General features: G+C 42.5%; 18 protein-coding genes and 1 pseudogene. All 19 read left to right on the top strand.

What is annotated here, in order from left to right; all coding sequences use genetic code 11:
- Positions 1-223: 223 nt before the first annotated feature.
- Complete coding sequence (bioA, locus tag C3007_RS06870; protein ID WP_103853747.1) at positions 224-1,513, top strand: adenosylmethionine--8-amino-7-oxononanoate transaminase; 1,290 nt, start codon at positions 224-226, stop codon at positions 1,511-1,513.
- Entirely contained in the window at positions 1,506-2,690 is a 1,185-nt protein-coding gene (bioF, locus tag C3007_RS06865) for an 8-amino-7-oxononanoate synthase (protein ID WP_103853746.1), read from the top strand. Before bioA ends, bioF begins: the two co-directional genes overlap by 8 nt.
- The gene (locus C3007_RS06860; RefSeq protein ID WP_103853745.1) at positions 2,681-3,370 is read left to right on the top strand and encodes a DUF452 family protein; all 690 of its coding nucleotides are present in this window, start codon (positions 2,681-2,683) and stop codon (positions 3,368-3,370) included. The genes bioF and C3007_RS06860 overlap by 10 nt, the downstream gene beginning before the upstream one ends.
- The gene (bioC, locus tag C3007_RS06855) at positions 3,370-4,128 is read left to right on the top strand and encodes a malonyl-ACP O-methyltransferase BioC (protein WP_103853744.1); all 759 of its coding nucleotides are present in this window, start codon (positions 3,370-3,372) and stop codon (positions 4,126-4,128) included. The genes C3007_RS06860 and bioC overlap by 1 nt, the downstream gene beginning before the upstream one ends.
- Positions 4,129-4,142: 14 nt before the next feature.
- Positions 4,143-4,790 (top strand): dethiobiotin synthase, encoded by a 648-nt coding sequence (gene bioD, locus C3007_RS06850; protein ID WP_103853743.1) that lies wholly within the window; start codon positions 4,143-4,145, stop codon positions 4,788-4,790.
- Positions 4,791-4,873: 83 nt separating this feature from the next.
- Positions 4,874-5,398, top strand: a complete 525-nt coding sequence (yceD, locus tag C3007_RS06845; RefSeq protein WP_103853742.1) for a 23S rRNA accumulation protein YceD — start codon at positions 4,874-4,876, stop codon at positions 5,396-5,398.
- A 17-nt stretch (positions 5,399-5,415) separates the two neighbouring features.
- The gene (rpmF, locus tag C3007_RS06840) at positions 5,416-5,586 is read left to right on the top strand and encodes a 50S ribosomal protein L32 (protein WP_103853741.1); all 171 of its coding nucleotides are present in this window, start codon (positions 5,416-5,418) and stop codon (positions 5,584-5,586) included.
- 25 nt (positions 5,587-5,611) lie between these two features.
- Positions 5,612-6,646, top strand: coding sequence for a phosphate acyltransferase PlsX (gene plsX, locus C3007_RS06835; RefSeq protein ID WP_103853740.1), 1,035 nt, complete (start codon positions 5,612-5,614; stop codon positions 6,644-6,646).
- A 30-nt stretch (positions 6,647-6,676) separates the two neighbouring features.
- Positions 6,677-7,627 (top strand): beta-ketoacyl-ACP synthase III, encoded by a 951-nt coding sequence (locus tag C3007_RS06830; RefSeq protein ID WP_103853739.1) that lies wholly within the window; start codon positions 6,677-6,679, stop codon positions 7,625-7,627.
- 47 nt (positions 7,628-7,674) lie between these two features.
- Positions 7,675-8,619, top strand: coding sequence for an ACP S-malonyltransferase (gene fabD, locus C3007_RS06825; protein ID WP_103853738.1), 945 nt, complete (start codon positions 7,675-7,677; stop codon positions 8,617-8,619).
- A gap of 23 nt (positions 8,620-8,642) precedes the next feature.
- Entirely contained in the window at positions 8,643-9,371 is a 729-nt protein-coding gene (gene fabG / locus C3007_RS06820) for a 3-oxoacyl-ACP reductase FabG (protein ID WP_103853737.1), read from the top strand.
- A gap of 311 nt (positions 9,372-9,682) precedes the next feature.
- Positions 9,683-9,913, top strand: a complete 231-nt coding sequence (gene acpP, locus C3007_RS06815) for an acyl carrier protein (protein WP_005544465.1) — start codon at positions 9,683-9,685, stop codon at positions 9,911-9,913.
- A gap of 163 nt (positions 9,914-10,076) precedes the next feature.
- Positions 10,077-11,417 carry an anaerobic C4-dicarboxylate transporter gene (locus C3007_RS06810; protein ID WP_103853736.1) on the top strand — a complete coding sequence of 447 codons (1,341 nt, stop codon included), beginning with the start codon at positions 10,077-10,079 and terminating at the stop codon, positions 11,415-11,417.
- A gap of 148 nt (positions 11,418-11,565) precedes the next feature.
- On the top strand, positions 11,566-13,446 hold the full coding sequence (gene htpG / locus C3007_RS06805) for a molecular chaperone HtpG (RefSeq protein WP_103853735.1): 1,881 nt from the start codon (positions 11,566-11,568) through the stop codon (positions 13,444-13,446).
- A 73-nt stretch (positions 13,447-13,519) separates the two neighbouring features.
- Positions 13,520-13,783, top strand: coding sequence for a DUF5339 family protein (locus tag C3007_RS06800; RefSeq protein WP_103853734.1), 264 nt, complete (start codon positions 13,520-13,522; stop codon positions 13,781-13,783).
- Positions 13,784-13,813: 30 nt separating this feature from the next.
- A complete protein-coding gene (locus C3007_RS06795) occupies positions 13,814-14,548 on the top strand; it encodes a 4'-phosphopantetheinyl transferase family protein (RefSeq protein WP_103853733.1) in 735 nt (244 codons plus the stop codon).
- Between the two features lie 95 nt (positions 14,549-14,643).
- Positions 14,644-15,867 carry an FtsH protease activity modulator HflK gene (hflK, locus tag C3007_RS06790; protein ID WP_165779961.1) on the top strand — a complete coding sequence of 408 codons (1,224 nt, stop codon included), beginning with the start codon at positions 14,644-14,646 and terminating at the stop codon, positions 15,865-15,867.
- Positions 15,867-16,751, top strand: coding sequence for a protease modulator HflC (gene hflC / locus C3007_RS06785; protein ID WP_103853731.1), 885 nt, complete (start codon positions 15,867-15,869; stop codon positions 16,749-16,751). Before hflK ends, hflC begins: the two co-directional genes overlap by 1 nt.
- Before the next feature lie 116 nt (positions 16,752-16,867).
- A pseudogene (locus C3007_RS06780) lies at positions 16,868-17,183 on the top strand (WYL domain-containing protein); the annotation flags it as partial.

Here is a 17,183-nt window from a genome sequence, read left to right as displayed (position 1 = left end):
TGCGGGTGAATACATCGTTCTCCCTAGAATTTACTTAAATGATAGGTGAAAAAGAGCAATGTTCGTTCTCTATTATATTGGTGTAGGGGCGCACCTATGTGTGCACCCGAAAAAATTAATAATTATTACGGACGGACACGCAGGTCCGTCCCTACAAAAAATGATATGAGATACTGACGACTACATCGTTCTCCATAAAGTTTGCTGAAGTAATAGGTTAAAAATGCAAGAACAATCCCTCCTTAATATCGATAAAAACCACATCTGGCACCCTTATTCGCGCATTAACAGTGATGCGCCGATGTTTGCGGTGGAACGTGCGGACGGGGTGGAAATCACGTTGAAAAATGGCAAGCGGCTTATTGACGGAATGTCTTCTTGGTGGGCGACGTTACACGGTTATAATCACCCGAAATTAAACCAAGCGGCGAAAGATCAGTTAGAGAAAATGAGTCATATTATGTTCGGTGGATTTACCCACGATCCCGCTGGCGAGCTTGCCCAGCGTTTGGTACGATTATTGCCTGCTGGATTGGATAAAATTTTCTTTGCTGATAGTGGCTCGGTAGCGGTGGAAGTGGCGATGAAAATGGCGGTGCAATATCAGCAAGCCAAAGGTGAAAGCCAGCGTTACAAATTCGCCACCATTCGCTCAGGCTATCACGGCGACACCTGGCACGCGATGTCCGTGTGCGATCCGATTACCGGAATGCACAGCCTGTTTGCCAAAGGTCTGCCCGTGCAATATTTTTTACCGCAACCCCAAACCACCTTTGACGGACAATGGCAAGAGGCCGATATTCAGCCGCTCAAAGATTTACTGGCAGAAAAGAGCGGTGAAATTGCTGCCTTAATTTTAGAGCCCATTGTGCAAGGTGCGGGGGGAATGTATTTTTATTCACCGACCTATTTAGAAAAGGCACGAGCCCTGTGTGATGAATATGGCGTCTTGCTGATTTTTGATGAGATCGCCACAGGATTTGGGCGCACAGGCAAACTGTTTGCCACAGAATATACCAATATCAAGCCTGATATTATCTGCTTAGGCAAAGCCTTAACAGGCGGCTATTTAACCCTTTCCGCCACCGTCACCACCGCACATATTGCCGAAACCATTTGCAATGGCGAAGCAAAATGTTTTATGCACGGGCCAACCTTTATGGGCAACCCGCTCGCTTGCGCCATTGCCAGTGCGTCCATTGATTTATTATTGGAAAGCGATTGGCAAGGCAAGGTAAGCGCCATTGAACAGCAATTAAAAACAGAACTGGCGGCGGCAAAAAATTTCCAATCGGTGAAAGAAGTGCGTGTATTAGGCGCTATTGGCGTGTTAGAAATGAAAGCCCCAGTGGATTTAGCTGTACTGCAACCCAAATTTGTCGAAAAAGGCATTTGGCTACGTCCTTTTGGGCATTTGGTGTATATTATGCCTCCTTTTATTATTTCGTCCGCCCAGCTCAGCCAGCTCACGCAAGGCTTATTGGCGGTACTCAAAGAGGTTTACAATGAATAATCATTTGGCTGATTTTGCACAAACACTGGCAGAACTTAAAGCCCAAGGGCAGTTTCGTCAGCTTCCGCAGTTAGATCATCAAGGCAAAATGATCGAAAAAAATGGGCAGCTAATGCTTAATATGTCCTCTAATGATTATTTAGGCCTTGCCAATGACGAGAGATTAAAAACGGAATTTTTGCAAAAATACGGCGAAAAATTACCGCACTTTACCTCATCGTCCTCTCGCTTATTAACGGGATCTTTCGCCATTTATGAACAACTAGAAAGCCTTATGGCACAACGTTTCGGACGCGAAGCCTGCTTATTATTTAATAGTGGCTACCACGCCAACATTGGGATTTTGCCTGCGGTGGCAAATAAGAAAACGCTGATTGTGGCGGATAAATTGGTTCACGCCAGTATCATTGATGGTATTCGTTTGAGCGAAGCGGATTTCGTGCGCTATCGACATAATGATCTCAATCATTTAGAAACCCTACTCAGCAAGCACCAGAACCAGTATCAACGAATGATCATCGTAACCGAAAGCCTATTTAGTATGGACGGTGATGTGGCGGATTTGCCGCAATTAGTGGCGCTTAAACAACGCTTTGGTAATGTGTTGCTCTATGTGGACGAAGCCCACGCCATCGGCGCTTATGGGGAAACAGGGCTAGGTATTGCCGAACAGCAAGGCTGCCTGCAAGACATTGATTTTCTGGTTGGCACCTTTGGCAAAGCGTTGGCATCAATGGGCGCTTATGTGGTGTGCGATCAGCTCATTAAAGATTATTTGATTAATAAAATGCGACCGCTGATTTTTTCTACCGCGCTGCCGCCATTGTGTGTGGCGTGGACCGCATTTCTGTTTGAAAAACTCCCGCACTTTGCTACGCGCCGCCAACATTTACATCAGCTAAGCGAAAAAGTGCGGTGCTTTTTTCGCGAGAATTTAGCCCAATCGATTCTGAGCGAAAGCGGTATTATTCCTTATATTATCGGTGATAATCAAAAAACCGTGGCAACAGCCCTTGCTTTGCAGCAACAAGGCTATTATTGTTTGCCGATCCGTCCGCCTACGGTACCGAAAGGCACATCGCGCATTCGCGTTTCTTTAACGGCGGATATGACAGAGCAAGAAGTGGACGCTTTTCTCACAACCTTAATGGAATTTGAGCAACAACAATGCAAATAGAATTAATCAAGCGCGCAGATAATAATCCAAATTTAATCATTTACTTTGCAGGTTGGGGAACGCCAACCAGTGCGGTTTCTCACCTAGCGTTACCAGAAAACACCGATTTATTGCTGTGCTACGACTATCAAGATCTGGCATTGAATGTGGATCTTTCCTCTTATTCGCAGATCCGTGTGGTGGCTTGGTCAATGGGTGTATGGGTGGCAAATCAGGTACTTGGGCAAACGCCCCTTGCCAGCGCGACTGCCATTAATGGCACAGGCAAACCTTGTGATGATGCGATGGGTATTCCACAAGCGGTTTTTATCGGTACACTAGAACAGCTAGATGAACGCAATTTAGCCAAATTTCAACGCAGAATGTGCGGCGATAGCGCCACGTTCGAGCAATATAACCAATTAGCAGGGCAACGTGATTGGCAGCAAGTGCGGTCAGAATTAGGCGAACTTTATCAATCTATTCAACAAGATAATGGAAAATCGCTGAACTGGACAAAAGCCATTGTTGGGGAGAAAGATCGGATTTTCCCTAGCCAAAATCAGCTTAACTTTTGGCAAACTTATGCAGCGGAGCAAAAGCAAAGTGTGGTGCAAAATCACACAGAATTTGTCTTACAAACAATGCCATTAGCACACTATCCTTTTGAGCAATTTCACGCGTGGGCTGAGTTATTTTAATGAAGGCGGTAGATAAATCTCGCGTTGCACAATGTTTTAGCCAAGCTTTACAAAGCTACGACAGCCAAGCACAAGCACAGCAGCAAATTAATCAGCAACTGTTACAACTGTTATTGCAAACGGGCAGAACGGCTTTTTCGCAAGTGCTGGAAATTGGTTGTGGCACAGGGCATTTTAGCCAACTTTTAGCGCAACATTTACAAGTGGAATCTTGGGCATTTAACGATTTATGCAATGTGCAAAGCCAACTTAACGCCTTATTTCCACAAGAGAATGTTGTTTTTTATCAAGGTGATGGGGAAAGCTATCCGTTTCCTGCGCATTATGATCTCATCGCTTCCGCTTCTGCGGTGCAGTGGTTTGCTGATCCGCACGGTTTCGTCAATAAATGTGCAGATTTATTGCGTGAAAAAGGCATCTTGCTAATTAGCACCTTTGCCCCACAAAATTTAGCCGAAATTCGTGCGTTAACGGGAATTGGTTTGGATTATCCTGATTTGGAGCAATGGCAACAATGGCTGAGTGAAAGATTTGAGATCAAAGCCTTATTTGAACAAGCGATGCCGCTGTATTTTTCTAATCCATTGGCGGTGTTGCAACATCTCAGAGCCACTGGGGTTACTGCCACAGGGCAAGGGCGTTGGACAAAGGGGCGATTACAACGATTTATTGCAGATTACAAAGCGCAATATGAAAATACGCAAGGACAAGTGCGGTTGAATTATCAGCCACTTTTTATTTTGGCGCAAAAATTATAGCAAGGGGAAACAAAATGGCAGGGCAAGTGATCTTTATTTCAGGCATTGATACCGATGTAGGAAAAACCATCGCCACAGGCTGGTATGCGAAAAAACTCGCGCAACAAGGTTTTTCGGTGATTACGCAAAAAATGATCCAAACAGGCTGCGAAGAAATTTCTGAAGACATTATGCAACACCGCAAATTGCAAGGCATTGAGCTATTGCCCGAAGATCAACAAGGGCTAACCTGCCCTTATTTATTTTCTTACCCTTGTTCGCCACATCTTGCCGCACGCCTAGAAAATCGTGAAATTTGCACCGCACTTATCCGCCAAGCAACAGACGAGCTGGCAGCGCGTTATGATTATGTGCTATTGGAAGGTGCAGGTGGCTTATGCGTGCCTTATGATGAGCAGCACACCACCTTAGATTATGTGGCCGCGCAAGGCTATCCTGTGATTTTAGTAACCTCAGGAAAACTGGGCAGCATTAATCACACCTTGCTTAGTTTGTTAGCCTGTAAACAGTATCATATTGAATTAAAAGGATTAATTTATAATCGCTATCCCTTAGGCGATGAAACCATCAATGATGAAACGGCACGTTATTTAGAAAATTATTTGCACCAACATTTTCCTCAAGCAGAATTTTTCCGCTTAGAAAAACAAGATCAAATTTAAGAAAAAGGAAATTCGCACTTTTCGCATAAAAAATCATAATTTCCTTTGACTAATTGAACATCAAAAGGTAATATGCACGCCCTATGCAAAAGGTAAAACTACCCCTTACAACTGATCCAGTAAAGGATGCACAGCGTAGATTGGATTATGATGGCTATTATGCAATCAACCAACTTGGTCGTCTGGCTGAATCAGTAAATAAAGTGCTCAGCGATGCACAGGTAACATTATCATTTTTCATTGATCCACAAAAATTAGTGGTAATGAAAGGCAAAGCTCAGGTTGAAGTGGAACTCACTTGTCAGCGCTGCGGTGAACCTTTTAACCAAATCTTGGAAGCCGAGTTTGCATATAGCCCTGTTTCTAATTTGGATCAAGCCGATGCGTTACCAGAGATTTATGAACCTATTGAACTTAATGAGTTTGGGGAAATAGATTTACTGGCAACAATTGAAGATGAATTAATGTTATGTCTGCCGATTGTGCCGATGCATTCATCTGAACACTGTGAAGTGTCCGTGGCTGAACAGGTTTTTGGCGAATTGCCCGAAGAATTGGCAAAAAAACCGAACCCGTTCGCTGTATTAGCTAGTTTAAAGCAAAAGTAAATTTAGGAGTATAGCCAATGGCTGTTCAACAAAATAAAAAATCTCGTTCACGTCGTGATATGCGTCGTTCACACGATGCCTTAACTACTGCAGCAGTATCAGTAGATAAAGCAACTGGCGAAACCCATTTACGTCACCACGTTACTGCTGACGGTTACTACCGCGGTCGTAAAGTGATCAACAAGTAATTCCTTTTTTATATAAGGTATTCACTTGAGCCGTCTAACCCTTGCGTTAGATGTGATGGGCGGGGACATTGGTCCCCGTGTTACTATCCCAGCATCCATAAAAGCGTTGGAACAAGATCCGATGCTTTCTCTTTTATTATTTGGCGATAGCCAAAAAATTCTCCCTTTATTAGAAAATATCCCCACTGCGTTGCAAGATCGTATCAAGGTTTGCCATTGCAGCAGAATCATTGAAAATACCCAAGGTTTGTCTTATGCCCTACGCCATAGCAAAGGCACATCAATGCGTTTAGCCATTGAAGCGGTGCAAAAAGGCGAGGCGCAAGCGTGCGTGAGTGCAGGTAATACGGCAGCATTAATGGGTTTAGCTAAAATTTTATTGCAACCGCTGAAAGGAATTGAGCGTCCTGCGTTAATTTCTGTGATTCCTACAATGAATGGCGATCGTTCCGTAATGCTTGATCTTGGCGCCAATATTGAATGTAGTGCAGAAAATCTTTATCAGTTTGCATTAATGGGATCAATTTTCGCCGAGAATTGTTTAGATCTGGTTTTTCCGCGTATTGCGTTGCTAAATATTGGCATCGAAGAAATTAAAGGGTATAAATCTATTCGTGATGCGGCAGAATTATTGAAGCAAAATCCCACCTTAAATTACATTGGTTTTATTGAGGGAGATTTATTGCTCAACGGCAAAGCTGATGTGATTGTCAATGACGGCTTTGTGGGCAATGTGGCATTAAAAACCTTAGAGGGCGCGGCAAAGAATGTGATTTCTTTATTCAAAGGCAGTCCAACATTGAATAAAACAAATCATATTTTAAAACCGATTTTTCGCTGGTTTGTGCGAACTTTCTTGTTGAAAGGGAGCTATCAACGCTTAAAACAAATTAATCCAGACCAATATAACGGCGCGTCATTAATTGGTTTAACCGCTGTGGTCGTCAAAAGCCACGGCAGTGCTAACATTGATGGCTTTGCTTACGCCATTGCTGATGCGGCACAGCAAGCAAGACAAAAAATCCCTGAAAAGATTTTAGCTGGCTTGCAAAGATATTAGCTTTCAATTCATTAATCATTAGAAATTGTTATGTATAGTAGAATTTTAGCCACTGGTAGCTATGCGCCAGAACAAGTGAGAACAAATGCCGATTTAGAAAAAATGGTGGATACCTCTGATGAGTGGATCACCACGCGTTCAGGCATTAAAGAACGCCGTATTGCAGGTGAGAATGAAACCGTTGCAACAATGGGCGCAGCGGCAGCGCAGAACGCCTTAGCAATGGCCAATATTGATCCACAAGAAATCGATCTCATTGTGGTTGGCACAACCACGAATTCTCATTCTTACCCAAGTGCAGCTTGTCAAATTCAAGGCATTCTTGGCATTAAAGACGCTATTGCCTTTGATGTTGCAGCAGCTTGTACAGGTTTTGTGTATGCCCTTTCAGTGGCGGATCAATTTGTGCGTAACGGGCAAGTGAAAAAAGCCTTGGTGATTGGTGCGGATTTAAACTCACGTCATCTTGATGAAACCGATCGCAGCACAGTGGTGTTATTTGGTGATGGTGCAGGTGCGGTGATTTTAGAAGCCGATGAAAATACAGGCATTATTTCAACCCACTTACACGCTTCGCCTGATACCGATAATATGCTCGTATTACCACAGGCTGAACCTAAGGATACCCATTCTGGTTATATCTCAATGCAAGGCAATGCCACGTTCAAATTGGCGGTGAGCCAATTATCAGAGGTGGTGGAAGAAACCCTTGCTTTCAATAAGCTAGATAAAAAAGATATTGACTGGTTAGTGCCACATCAAGCGAACTTACGCATTATCAGCGCCACCGCGAAAAAACTAGAAATGGATATGTCGCAAGTGGTGATCACCCTTGATCGCTATGGCAATACTAGTGCCGCCACCGTGCCAACTGCTCTTGATGAAGCAGTGCGTGATGGACGTATTCAGCGTGGTCAATTAGTCTTATTAGAAGCCTTTGGCGGTGGTTGGACTTGGGGTGCAGCCTTAGTTCGTTTTTAAATTTATCTGCTAGAATAGCAACTCAAAATCGAAAATAGGATATAAGAATGAAAAAATTTGCAATGGTTTTCCCAGGACAAGGATCTCAAGCAGTGGGAATGTTAGCGGATTTAGCTAATCAATTTCCCGTTGTAGAACAAACCTTTAAACAAGCCTCTGAAGTGCTTGGCTATGATTTATGGCAACTCGTACAACAAGGCCCTGCGGAAGAATTAAACAAAACTTGGCAAACTCAGCCCGCACTTTTAGCCGCTTCCGTGGCAATTTATCGTGTTTGGCAACAACAATATCCAGATTTAAAACCAAGCGTAATGGCAGGCCATAGCCTTGGTGAATATTCGGCCTTAGTTTGCGCAGGTGTTATTGATTTCCAAGATGCCATTAAATTAGTGGAATTACGCGGAAAATTAATGCAACAAGCCGTGCCAGAAGGCACTGGTGCAATGTATGCCATTATTGGTTTAGATAACGAATCAATCATCAAAGCTTGTAAAGATGCCGAGCAAGGCGAAGTGGTTTCAGCGGTGAATTTTAACTCACCAGGGCAAGTGGTCATTGCAGGCGCAAAAGCCGCCGTAGAACGTGCCGCAGCCGCCTGTAAAGAAGCAGGCGCAAAACGTGCCTTACCTTTAGCGGTGAGCGTGCCTTCTCACTGTGCCTTAATGAAACCAGCGGCAGATCAACTTGCCGTATCGTTAGAAAGCATTGCCATTAAAGCCCCTGAAGTTGCGGTGATCAATAATGTTGATGTGAAAGCAGAAGAAAAAAGTGAAGAAATTCGCACCGCACTTATTCGTCAGCTATACAGCCCTGTACGCTGGACTGAAACCGTAGAAAAAATGGCACAAAATGGCATTGAAGTGTTAGTAGAAATTGGCCCAAATAAAGTGCTTACTGGTTTAACAAGCCGTATCGTGAAAGAATTAACCGCCGTTGCCGTCAATGATGTAGCATCGCTAGAAAAAGCGCACGCGGTATTAACCGAAGCCTAAAAAAGACAATTAGGAGAACAATTATGCAAGGTAAAATTGCGTTAGTAACAGGGGCAACCCGTGGGATTGGACGCGCGATTGCAGAAGAATTAAGTGCAAAAGGCGCATTTGTGATCGGCACAGCCACTTCTGAAAAAGGAGCTGAAAGCATTTCTGCTTACTTAGGTGAAAAAGGCAAAGGCCTTGTATTGAATGTTGCGGACGCGCAATCTATTGATGCTGTGCTTGCACAAATCAAAGCCGATTTTGGCGATATTGATATTCTTGTTAATAACGCAGGGATCACCCGTGATAACCTATTAATGCGAATGAAAGATGAAGAATGGTTTGATATTTTGCAAACTAATCTCACGTCGGTATTCCATTTTTCCAAAGCAATGTTACGTTCAATGATGAAAAAACGCTTTGGACGCATTATCACCATTGGCTCGGTGGTTGGCTCAATGGGTAACCCAGGACAAGCGAACTATTGTGCGGCAAAAGCAGGTTTAATTGGCTTCAGCAAAGCCCTTGCCAAAGAAGTGGCTTCACGCGGCATCACCGTAAACGTGATTGCCCCCGGTTTTATTGCCACAGATATGACAGACGCATTAACGGAAGAACAAAAAGCGGCAACCTTGGCTAACGTGCCTGCGGGTCGTTTAGGCGAGCCAAAAGACATTGCCAAAGCGGTGGCATTTTTAGCCTCTGATGATGCAGGTTATATCACTGGTTCTACCCTACACGTTAATGGTGGAATGTATATGGCGTAATGCTATAACCCTAAGATTTAAAAGGAAAATTTATTCCATCGCGGAAAAGATTTTCTGTTTAATCTTTGATTTAAAACAATTTCTTGCACGAAAGCATAGCCAAGCGGGGGGCTTAATGCTAAAATCGCCCTCAGCGATGTAAATTGTTTACGTTGGCTGTTGCGTTAGCAAAGTAACGTAACTTATTTTTAGCGAATGTATTTTTGTTAGTTGATTTGTGGTTTGACCTTGCAAAAATAGGTTGCAACTTAGCTAAAAATACATACACTATAAAACCATTATTTTATGGCTAACTATAATAGGAAAAGCAAATGAGCATTGAAGAACGCGTAAAAAAAATCATTGTTGAACAATTAGGTGTTAAAGAAGAAGACGTTAAACCAGAAGCTTCTTTCGTTGAAGATTTAGGTGCAGACTCTTTAGACACTGTTGAATTAGTGATGGCTTTAGAAGAAGAATTCGATATCGAAATTCCTGATGAAGAAGCTGAAAAAATCACTACTGTTCAATCAGCAATTGATTATGTTCAAAACAACCAATAATCACATTAAGGCGGCGTAAAAACCGCCTTAATTTTTTCCTCTCCATAAAAATTTGATTTAGATAGCCTTTTCATCAAATAATCCCACCAAGAATATTGTAGAAAATTGTAAATAAAGTATTATTGCTAACGGAAATTTTTATAACTCATTTTAGGGATAGACTATGCTTTATTTAGAATTTTTGTTTCTATTATTAATGCTTTATATCGGTAGCCGATACGGTGGTATTGGTTTGGGTGTGGTATCGGGAATTGGCTTAGCAATTGAAGTTTTCGTGTTGCGTATGCCATTAGGAAAAGCCCCGATTGATGTAATGCTGATCATATTAGCCGTGGTAACCTGTGCTTCCGTATTAGAAGCGGCTGGCGGGCTGAAATTTATGCTGCAAGTAGCAGAAAAAATTCTGCGTAATAATCCGAAACGGGTTACCTTGCTCGGGCCATTGGTGACTTATTTAATGACCTTTATGCTCGGAACCGGCCATTCGGTGTATTCTATTATGCCGATCATTGGTGATGTGGCATTGAAAAATAAAATTCGTCCAGAACGCCCAATGGCAGCAGCTTCCGTGGCATCGCAATTGGCGATTACTTCTAGCCCATTATCTGCGGCCGTGGTGTTTTATTTAGGACGTATTACTGAGTTGCCGGGCTTCGATCACATCAGTTTGTTAGATATTATTTGTGTAACTGTACCAGCAACCTTAGCGGGAACTATCGCCTTATCGCTTTATAGTATGCGCCGTGGTAAAGAACTTGAGCAAGATCCAGAATACCAACGCCGTTTACAAGATCCAATTTGGCGTGAACGTATTTTAAATACCACTAGCACCACTTTAAACGAAGAATTGCCACCAGCGGCAAAACAATCGGTTTATTTATTCTTATTAGCCCTTGTTGTGATTGTGTTCATCGCAATGTTCCCAGAAATTCGTACAGTTGGCGTGGGTGAAAAAATCAAACCGATTTCAATGTCTTACATCATTCAAATGATGATGCTGTGTTTTGGTGGGATTATTTTATTGGTCACTAAAACCAATCCGCAAATCGTGCCAAATGGGGTGGTGTTTAAATCAGGTATGGTAGCTGCCATTGCGATTTTCGGGATTGCGTGGATGAGTGATACTTACTTCAAATTCGCAATGCCACAATTTAAAGCAGGCATTACTGAAATGGTAAGCACTTACCCTTGGACATTCGCCTTTGCATTGTTTGCTGTTTCCGTGGTGATCAACAGCCAAGCCGCCACCGCAGTAATGATGCTACCAGTGGGAATTGGTCTAGGTTTACCTGCACCATTATTAGTGGGATTAATGCCAGCCACTTACGGTTATTTCTTCATTCCAAATTATCCGTCAGACATCGCAACGGTGAACTTTGACGTAACAGGAACAACCAAAATTGGTAAATATTACTTCAACCACAGCTTTATGGTACCGGGGCTAATTGGTGTCGTGGTAGCTTGTATGGTTGGATATACCATTGCACAGATTGTGATTAGATAACTCATTTCATAATAGCAAAGTGCGGTGATTTTTCACCGCATTTTTATTACAGCAGAAATGCTTAAACTTTCACCGAACAAAAAATCCCCCGTTGAAATTCCCTTATTTATTCCTATATAAGATCCCATTGCAAAAGAGAGGATACAATATGAACAAAAATCAAGAAACTCGTGGATTTCAATCTGAAGTTAAACAATTACTTCAATTAATGATCCACTCACTTTACTCGAATAAAGAAATCTTCCTGCGTGAGCTAATCTCAAATGCGTCTGATGCGGCGGACAAGTTGCGTTTTAAAGCGCTTTCTGCACCAGAATTATATGAAGGTGATGGCGATTTAAAAGTGCGTATCAGCTTTGATGAAGAAAAAGGCACGATCACCATTAGCGATAACGGAATTGGAATGACGCGTGAGCAAGTGATCGATCATTTAGGGACGATTGCGAAATCAGGAACGAAAGAATTTTTGAGCGCACTTGGCGCGGATCAAGCGAAAGACAGCCAGCTTATCGGACAATTTGGTGTTGGTTTTTATTCTGCCTTTATTGTGGCGGATAAAGTAACCGTGAAAACCCGTGCCGCAGGTGTGCTAGCAGATCAAGGTGTGTTGTGGGAATCCACTGGTGAAGGTGAATATACCGTTGAAAACATTGAGAAAAAAGATCGTGGAACGGAGATCACATTGCACTTGCGCGCGGAAGATAAAGAGTTTGCCAACGCGTGGCGTTTGCGTGAAATCATCAGCAAATATTCCGATCATATTGGTTTGCCAGTAGAGATTTTGACACCAGAATATGATGATGAAGGCAAAGAAACCGGCGTGAAATGGGAAAAGATCAACAAAGCCCAAGCCTTGTGGACACGCTCAAAAGGCGAAATTTCTGATGAAGAATATAAAGAGTTTTACAAACATTTAAGCCACGATTTTGCCGATCCACTACTGTGGGCGCACAATAAAGTGGAAGGAAATCAAGAATATACAAGCTTGCTTTATGTGCCGTCAAAAGCCCCTTGGGATCTCTTTAACCGCGATCACAAAAAAGGTTTAAAACTCTATGTGCAACGTGTGTTTATTATGGACGATGCGGAACAATTTATGCCGAATTATCTGCGTTTTATGCGTGGTTTAATTGATAGCAATGATTTACCGCTCAACGTTTCTCGTGAAATTCTGCAAGATAACAAAGTAACCGCCGCCTTGCGTAAAGCGCTTATCAAGCGTTCATTACAAATGTTAGAAAAATTAGCGAAAGACAATCCAGAGCAATATTTACAATTCTGGAAAGAATTTGGCTTGGTGTTAAAAGAAGGTGTGGCGGAAGATGTGGCTAACCGCGAGCAAATTGCCCGTTTATATCGTTTTGCTTCAACGCATAATGATAGCAGCGAGCAAACCGTTTCCTTGCAAGATTATGTTTCGCGAATGAAAGAAGGGCAAAAAGCCATTTATTACATCACAGCAGATAGCTATATTGCGGCGAAAAATAGCCCGCACTTAGAGCTGTTTAATAAGAAAGGCATTGAAGTGTTGTTGCTTTCTGATCGTATTGATGAATGGATGGTAAGTTATCTCACCGAATTTGATGGCAAACCATTGCAGCCTATTACCAAGTCCGATCTTGATTTAGGCGATTTAGCGGATCAAGAACAGGAAGAACAAAAAGCACAAGATGAAGCCTTTGGTGCTTTCGTTGAACGCGTGAAAACCTTATTGGGAGATCGCGTGAAAGCAGTGCGTTTAACCCATCGTTTAACGGATACCCCAGCGGTGGTTTCAACGGATAACGATCAAATGACTACACAAATGGCGAAATTGTTTGCAATGAGTGGGCAGCCAGTGCCAGAAGTGAAATATACCTTTGAGCTAAATCCAGACCATTCATTAGTGAAAAAAGTGGCGGAGATGACAGACGATGCAGCCTTTGCAAATTGGGTGGAATTACTGCTTGAACAGGCAATGTTTGCGGAGCGCGGATCGCTGGAAAATCCAACCGCATTCATTAAACGTGTAAATGAGTTGTTATCTTAATAAATTAGGGTAGAATAGAGGCGTTGTCTAAAACTAGGCAACGCTTATTTTTTGACTTATAAAAAGGAATGGTATGAAAAAATTTATTGTCGTTATCAGCTTATTGTTATCTGCTTGTAGTTCAGTGCTGAATGTTACTCAATCGGCTAAATTAGCTAACAGCTGCCAAACCTATTTCAATATTTTAGATGAGAATGTTGCCACTTCCACCTTACCTGCGGAAACCTTGCAGGCGTTGCAACAGGATTTTGCACAATATCGCAAAGAATTTACAAAACTCTCTGCTGAGAAACAAGAACAATTCTGCCGTGCGCGTTTGGCACGTTTTCAACATTAATTTTCTTTCCCTGCGTAACAAGGAGCGTCAATGAGCATTTTTATTGCGTGGGGAAATATTCAACAGGCTTATCCTTTTAGCCAAATTCCCACAGAATTATTAAGCTATAAATTACGTCAAGCCCCGCCTGAACAACCACGTTTGTTGCAACGTTATCGTTGCCGTTGGGTGGCACATTTTTTGCTATGGCAATTATTAAAAACCGCAAAAATTTCCACCGCACTTTTAGCACAAATCGCATACAGCCAAAGCCAGCGCCCTTATTTTCCTACGCCGAATATTGATTTTAATATCAGCCATTCAGGCGATTGGGTGGCGGTGATACTCAAGGTTGATGAAAAAAATGAAAACCAAAGTGCGGTGGGAATTGACATTGAATTTCCGCAAAAAGAACGGGATTATGCTGCCTTGCTTGGTCATTTCGCTCCCGAACAAGAACAACAATGGTTTGCCAAGCACTTCGACAAAAGAACGGCTTTTTATCGTATTTGGTGTTTGCGTGAAGCGCTGTTGAAATCCCAAGGAGTGGGCATTGTGAAATTATCGGAAGTGGATCACCAAGCAGAGAACCTGCAATTATTTTCAGCCTATTGCCCGCAAGGGGAAGCCATATTTACGCAAGAATTGCCCTTTTATTTGGCCGTTTTTGCTAATGAAACCCTGGCAACAGCGCATTATTTGTATTGGAATGATAAAAGTTTAATTTCCACTGAATTAAGGCAAAAAATTTGCTATAAAGTGAACCGCACTTTAACGAAATTTTGACGGTTTAAAGGGAAGGAAAAGCGGGCAATCCGCCCTAGACTTCACTTATTATTTTGTTTAGACTTGTAACAATTTTTTGACAAATGGAGAAAAGAATGTCCTTTAATGGTTCAGATCAAGATCCTTGGGGAAAACCAGGGAGCAACCCAAATCAATCGGATAACAAATCCGATCCAAATAACCAATGGGATAAGCGCAATAAGCAGGAACAATCCCCACCTGATCTTGAAGAAGTCTTTAGTAATTTATTGAAAAAACTCGGTGGCGGCCAAAATGGTGGCAACCATAATGGCGGCGGCAAAGGCCTGTCATTCGGCTTAGGAAAATTGTTACCTGTTGCCGCAGTGATTGGTGCGATTGTTTGGGGCGTGAGCGGTTTTTACACTGTGAAAGAAGCGGAACGTGGCGTGGTGTTGCGTTTTGGTGAGCTGGAAAAAATCGTACAACCGGGTTTGAACTGGAAACCAACTTTCGTAGATAAAGTGATCCCCGTTAATGTGGAACAAGTGAAAGAGCTGAAAACCCAAGGGGCAATGCTCACTCGCGATGAAAATATGGTGAAAGTGGAAATGACCGTGCAATATCGCGTGAGTGATCCAGCAAAATATTTATTCAGCGTAACCAATGCCGATGACAGCTTAAACCAAGCTACCGACAGTGCGTTGCGTTATGTGATTGGCCATATGTCAATGGACGATATTTTAACCACGGGGCGTTCCATCGTGCGTGAAGACACTTGGAAAGCCTTGAATGGCATTATTCAGCCTTATGATATGGGGCTAGAAGTGCTTGATGTGAACTTCCAATCTGCACGCCCGCCTGAAGAAGTGAAAGCCGCCTTTGATGATGCGATCAAAGCACAAGAAGATGAGCAACGCTATATTCGTGAAGCGGAAGCCTATGCCCGCGAGCAAGAGCCAATCGCACGTGGTAATGCACAACGCATTATTGAAGAAGCCACGGCCTATAAAGATCAAGTGGTGTTAAATGCACAAGGGGAAGTGGAACGTTTCCAACGTCTATTGCCTGAATTTAAAGCTGCGCCGCAATTATTGCGTGATCGCTTATATATTCAAACGATGGAAAAAGTGATGGCAAACACGCCAAAAGTGTTGCTTGATAGTAACGGCAATAATTTAAGTGTACTGCCGCTCGATAAAATTTTATCGCAAAAAAATAGCCAAAAAAGCACCGCACCTAACTCATCAAATTCACAAAGTGCGGTGAAAAATCAGGAAATTTATTCCGAAACTCGCTCTTTTTCCAATAGTGAGAGCTATCAACAATCATCTGAAAATCGCCAAGGGAGATTTAACTAATGCGTAAGATTTTAACCCCTGTTTTACTGGTATTGCTTGCAGTGATTTATTCTAGCCTTGTGATTGTAGATGAAGGCACGCGTGGCATTATGTTGCGTTTCGGCAAAGTTCATCGTGATTCAGACAATAAAGTGGTGGTGTATGAGCCGGGTTTACACTTCAAAATCCCATTTATTGACTCAATGAAAGTGTTAGATGCACGCATTCGCACCCTTGATGGTGCACCCGACCGCTTTGTTACCGTAGAGAAAAAAGATCTTTTAGTGGATTCTTATGTGAAATGGCGAATCAGTGATTTTGGTCGTTTCTTCACTGCAACAGGCGGCGGCGATTATACTCAAGCGTCCAACTTATTACGCCGTAAAGTGAATGACCGTTTACGCTCTGAAGTGGGTTCACGCACCATTAAAGACATTGTGTCAGGGACACGTGGCGAATTAATGGTTGGCGCGCGCAAAGCCTTGAATACAGGGCAAGATAGTACCTCAGAATTAGGGATTGAAGTGGTTGATGTGCGAGTAAAACAAATCAATCTCCCTGATGAAGTGTCGTCATCAATCTACCAACGTATGCGTGCAGAGCGTGATGCAGTGGCCCGTGAGCATCGTTCACAAGGTAAAGAAAAAGCAGCATTTATCCAAGCCGATGTGGATCGTAAAGTTACGGTAATTCTGGCGACCGCCAATAAAACGGCACAAGAATTGCGTGGTAACGGTGATGCCGCCGCCGCCAAACTTTACGCCGATGCTTTTGCGCAAGAACCCGAATTTTATAGCTTTGTGCGTAGTATGAAAGCCTACGAAAAAAGCTTTGCAGAATCAAACAATATGCTGATTCTCAAACCAGACAGCGACTTCTTCCGCTTTATGCAAGCGCCGAAGTAAAATATATAAGGGCTATATCTATATTAGATTAGCCCTAAACTCCTCACTATTCTCACAAAATATTCACTTGCTTTTGCTATAATTTTATAATTGAAGCTAGAGGAAATTATAAAATTATGACAACTCGACCAAAAGATATTGATGCTACGCTTTTGCAGATAGAAATTTTAAGGATTATTCCTAGGCTGCCAGCGAGCATAGAGGCGAAAACGATTCACGAAAAACTGAAAGATTTAGGCTTTAATCGTGATTTACGTAGTATTCAGAGAACGCTACAAGCACTTTGCTTACATTTTGACGATTTAGAATGTAACAACGATAGCAAGCCTTATACCTATTATTGGAAAGAGCGTTCAGCTGGATTTGCGCTACCCGTTTTAAATGAGCAACAATCACTATTACTCAAACTTGCAGAAAAACAGCTTAAATATT

The sequence above is a fragment of the Avibacterium gallinarum genome, from assembly GCF_002921135.1.
Lineage (GTDB): Bacteria > Pseudomonadota > Gammaproteobacteria > Enterobacterales > Pasteurellaceae > Avibacterium > Avibacterium gallinarum.
Note: the sequence above shows the minus strand (reverse complement) of the source record. Positions and strands in the feature narration are given on the sequence as shown.

What these genes read in the sequence shown, in the direction of transcription:
- bioA (WP_103853747.1), top strand. Translation starts at nt 224, where the DNA reads ATGCAAGAACAATCCCTCCTTAATATCGATAAAAACCACATCTGGCAC.
- bioF (WP_103853746.1), top strand. Translation starts at nt 1,506, where the DNA reads ATGAATAATCATTTGGCTGATTTTGCACAAACACTGGCAGAACTTAAA.
- C3007_RS06860 (WP_103853745.1), top strand. Translation starts at nt 2,681, where the DNA reads ATGCAAATAGAATTAATCAAGCGCGCAGATAATAATCCAAATTTAATC.
- bioC (WP_103853744.1), top strand. Translation starts at nt 3,370, where the DNA reads ATGAAGGCGGTAGATAAATCTCGCGTTGCACAATGTTTTAGCCAAGCT.
- bioD (WP_103853743.1), top strand. Translation starts at nt 4,143, where the DNA reads ATGGCAGGGCAAGTGATCTTTATTTCAGGCATTGATACCGATGTAGGA.
- yceD (WP_103853742.1), top strand. Translation starts at nt 4,874, where the DNA reads ATGCAAAAGGTAAAACTACCCCTTACAACTGATCCAGTAAAGGATGCA.
- rpmF (WP_103853741.1), top strand. Translation starts at nt 5,416, where the DNA reads ATGGCTGTTCAACAAAATAAAAAATCTCGTTCACGTCGTGATATGCGT.
- C3007_RS06830 (WP_103853739.1), top strand. Translation starts at nt 6,677, where the DNA reads ATGTATAGTAGAATTTTAGCCACTGGTAGCTATGCGCCAGAACAAGTG.
- fabD (WP_103853738.1), top strand. Translation starts at nt 7,675, where the DNA reads ATGAAAAAATTTGCAATGGTTTTCCCAGGACAAGGATCTCAAGCAGTG.
- fabG (WP_103853737.1), top strand. Translation starts at nt 8,643, where the DNA reads ATGCAAGGTAAAATTGCGTTAGTAACAGGGGCAACCCGTGGGATTGGA.
- acpP (WP_005544465.1), top strand. Translation starts at nt 9,683, where the DNA reads ATGAGCATTGAAGAACGCGTAAAAAAAATCATTGTTGAACAATTAGGT.
- C3007_RS06810 (WP_103853736.1), top strand. Translation starts at nt 10,077, where the DNA reads ATGCTTTATTTAGAATTTTTGTTTCTATTATTAATGCTTTATATCGGT.
- htpG (WP_103853735.1), top strand. Translation starts at nt 11,566, where the DNA reads ATGAACAAAAATCAAGAAACTCGTGGATTTCAATCTGAAGTTAAACAA.
- C3007_RS06800 (WP_103853734.1), top strand. Translation starts at nt 13,520, where the DNA reads ATGAAAAAATTTATTGTCGTTATCAGCTTATTGTTATCTGCTTGTAGT.
- C3007_RS06795 (WP_103853733.1), top strand. Translation starts at nt 13,814, where the DNA reads ATGAGCATTTTTATTGCGTGGGGAAATATTCAACAGGCTTATCCTTTT.
- hflK (WP_165779961.1), top strand. Translation starts at nt 14,644, where the DNA reads ATGTCCTTTAATGGTTCAGATCAAGATCCTTGGGGAAAACCAGGGAGC.
- hflC (WP_103853731.1), top strand. Translation starts at nt 15,867, where the DNA reads ATGCGTAAGATTTTAACCCCTGTTTTACTGGTATTGCTTGCAGTGATT.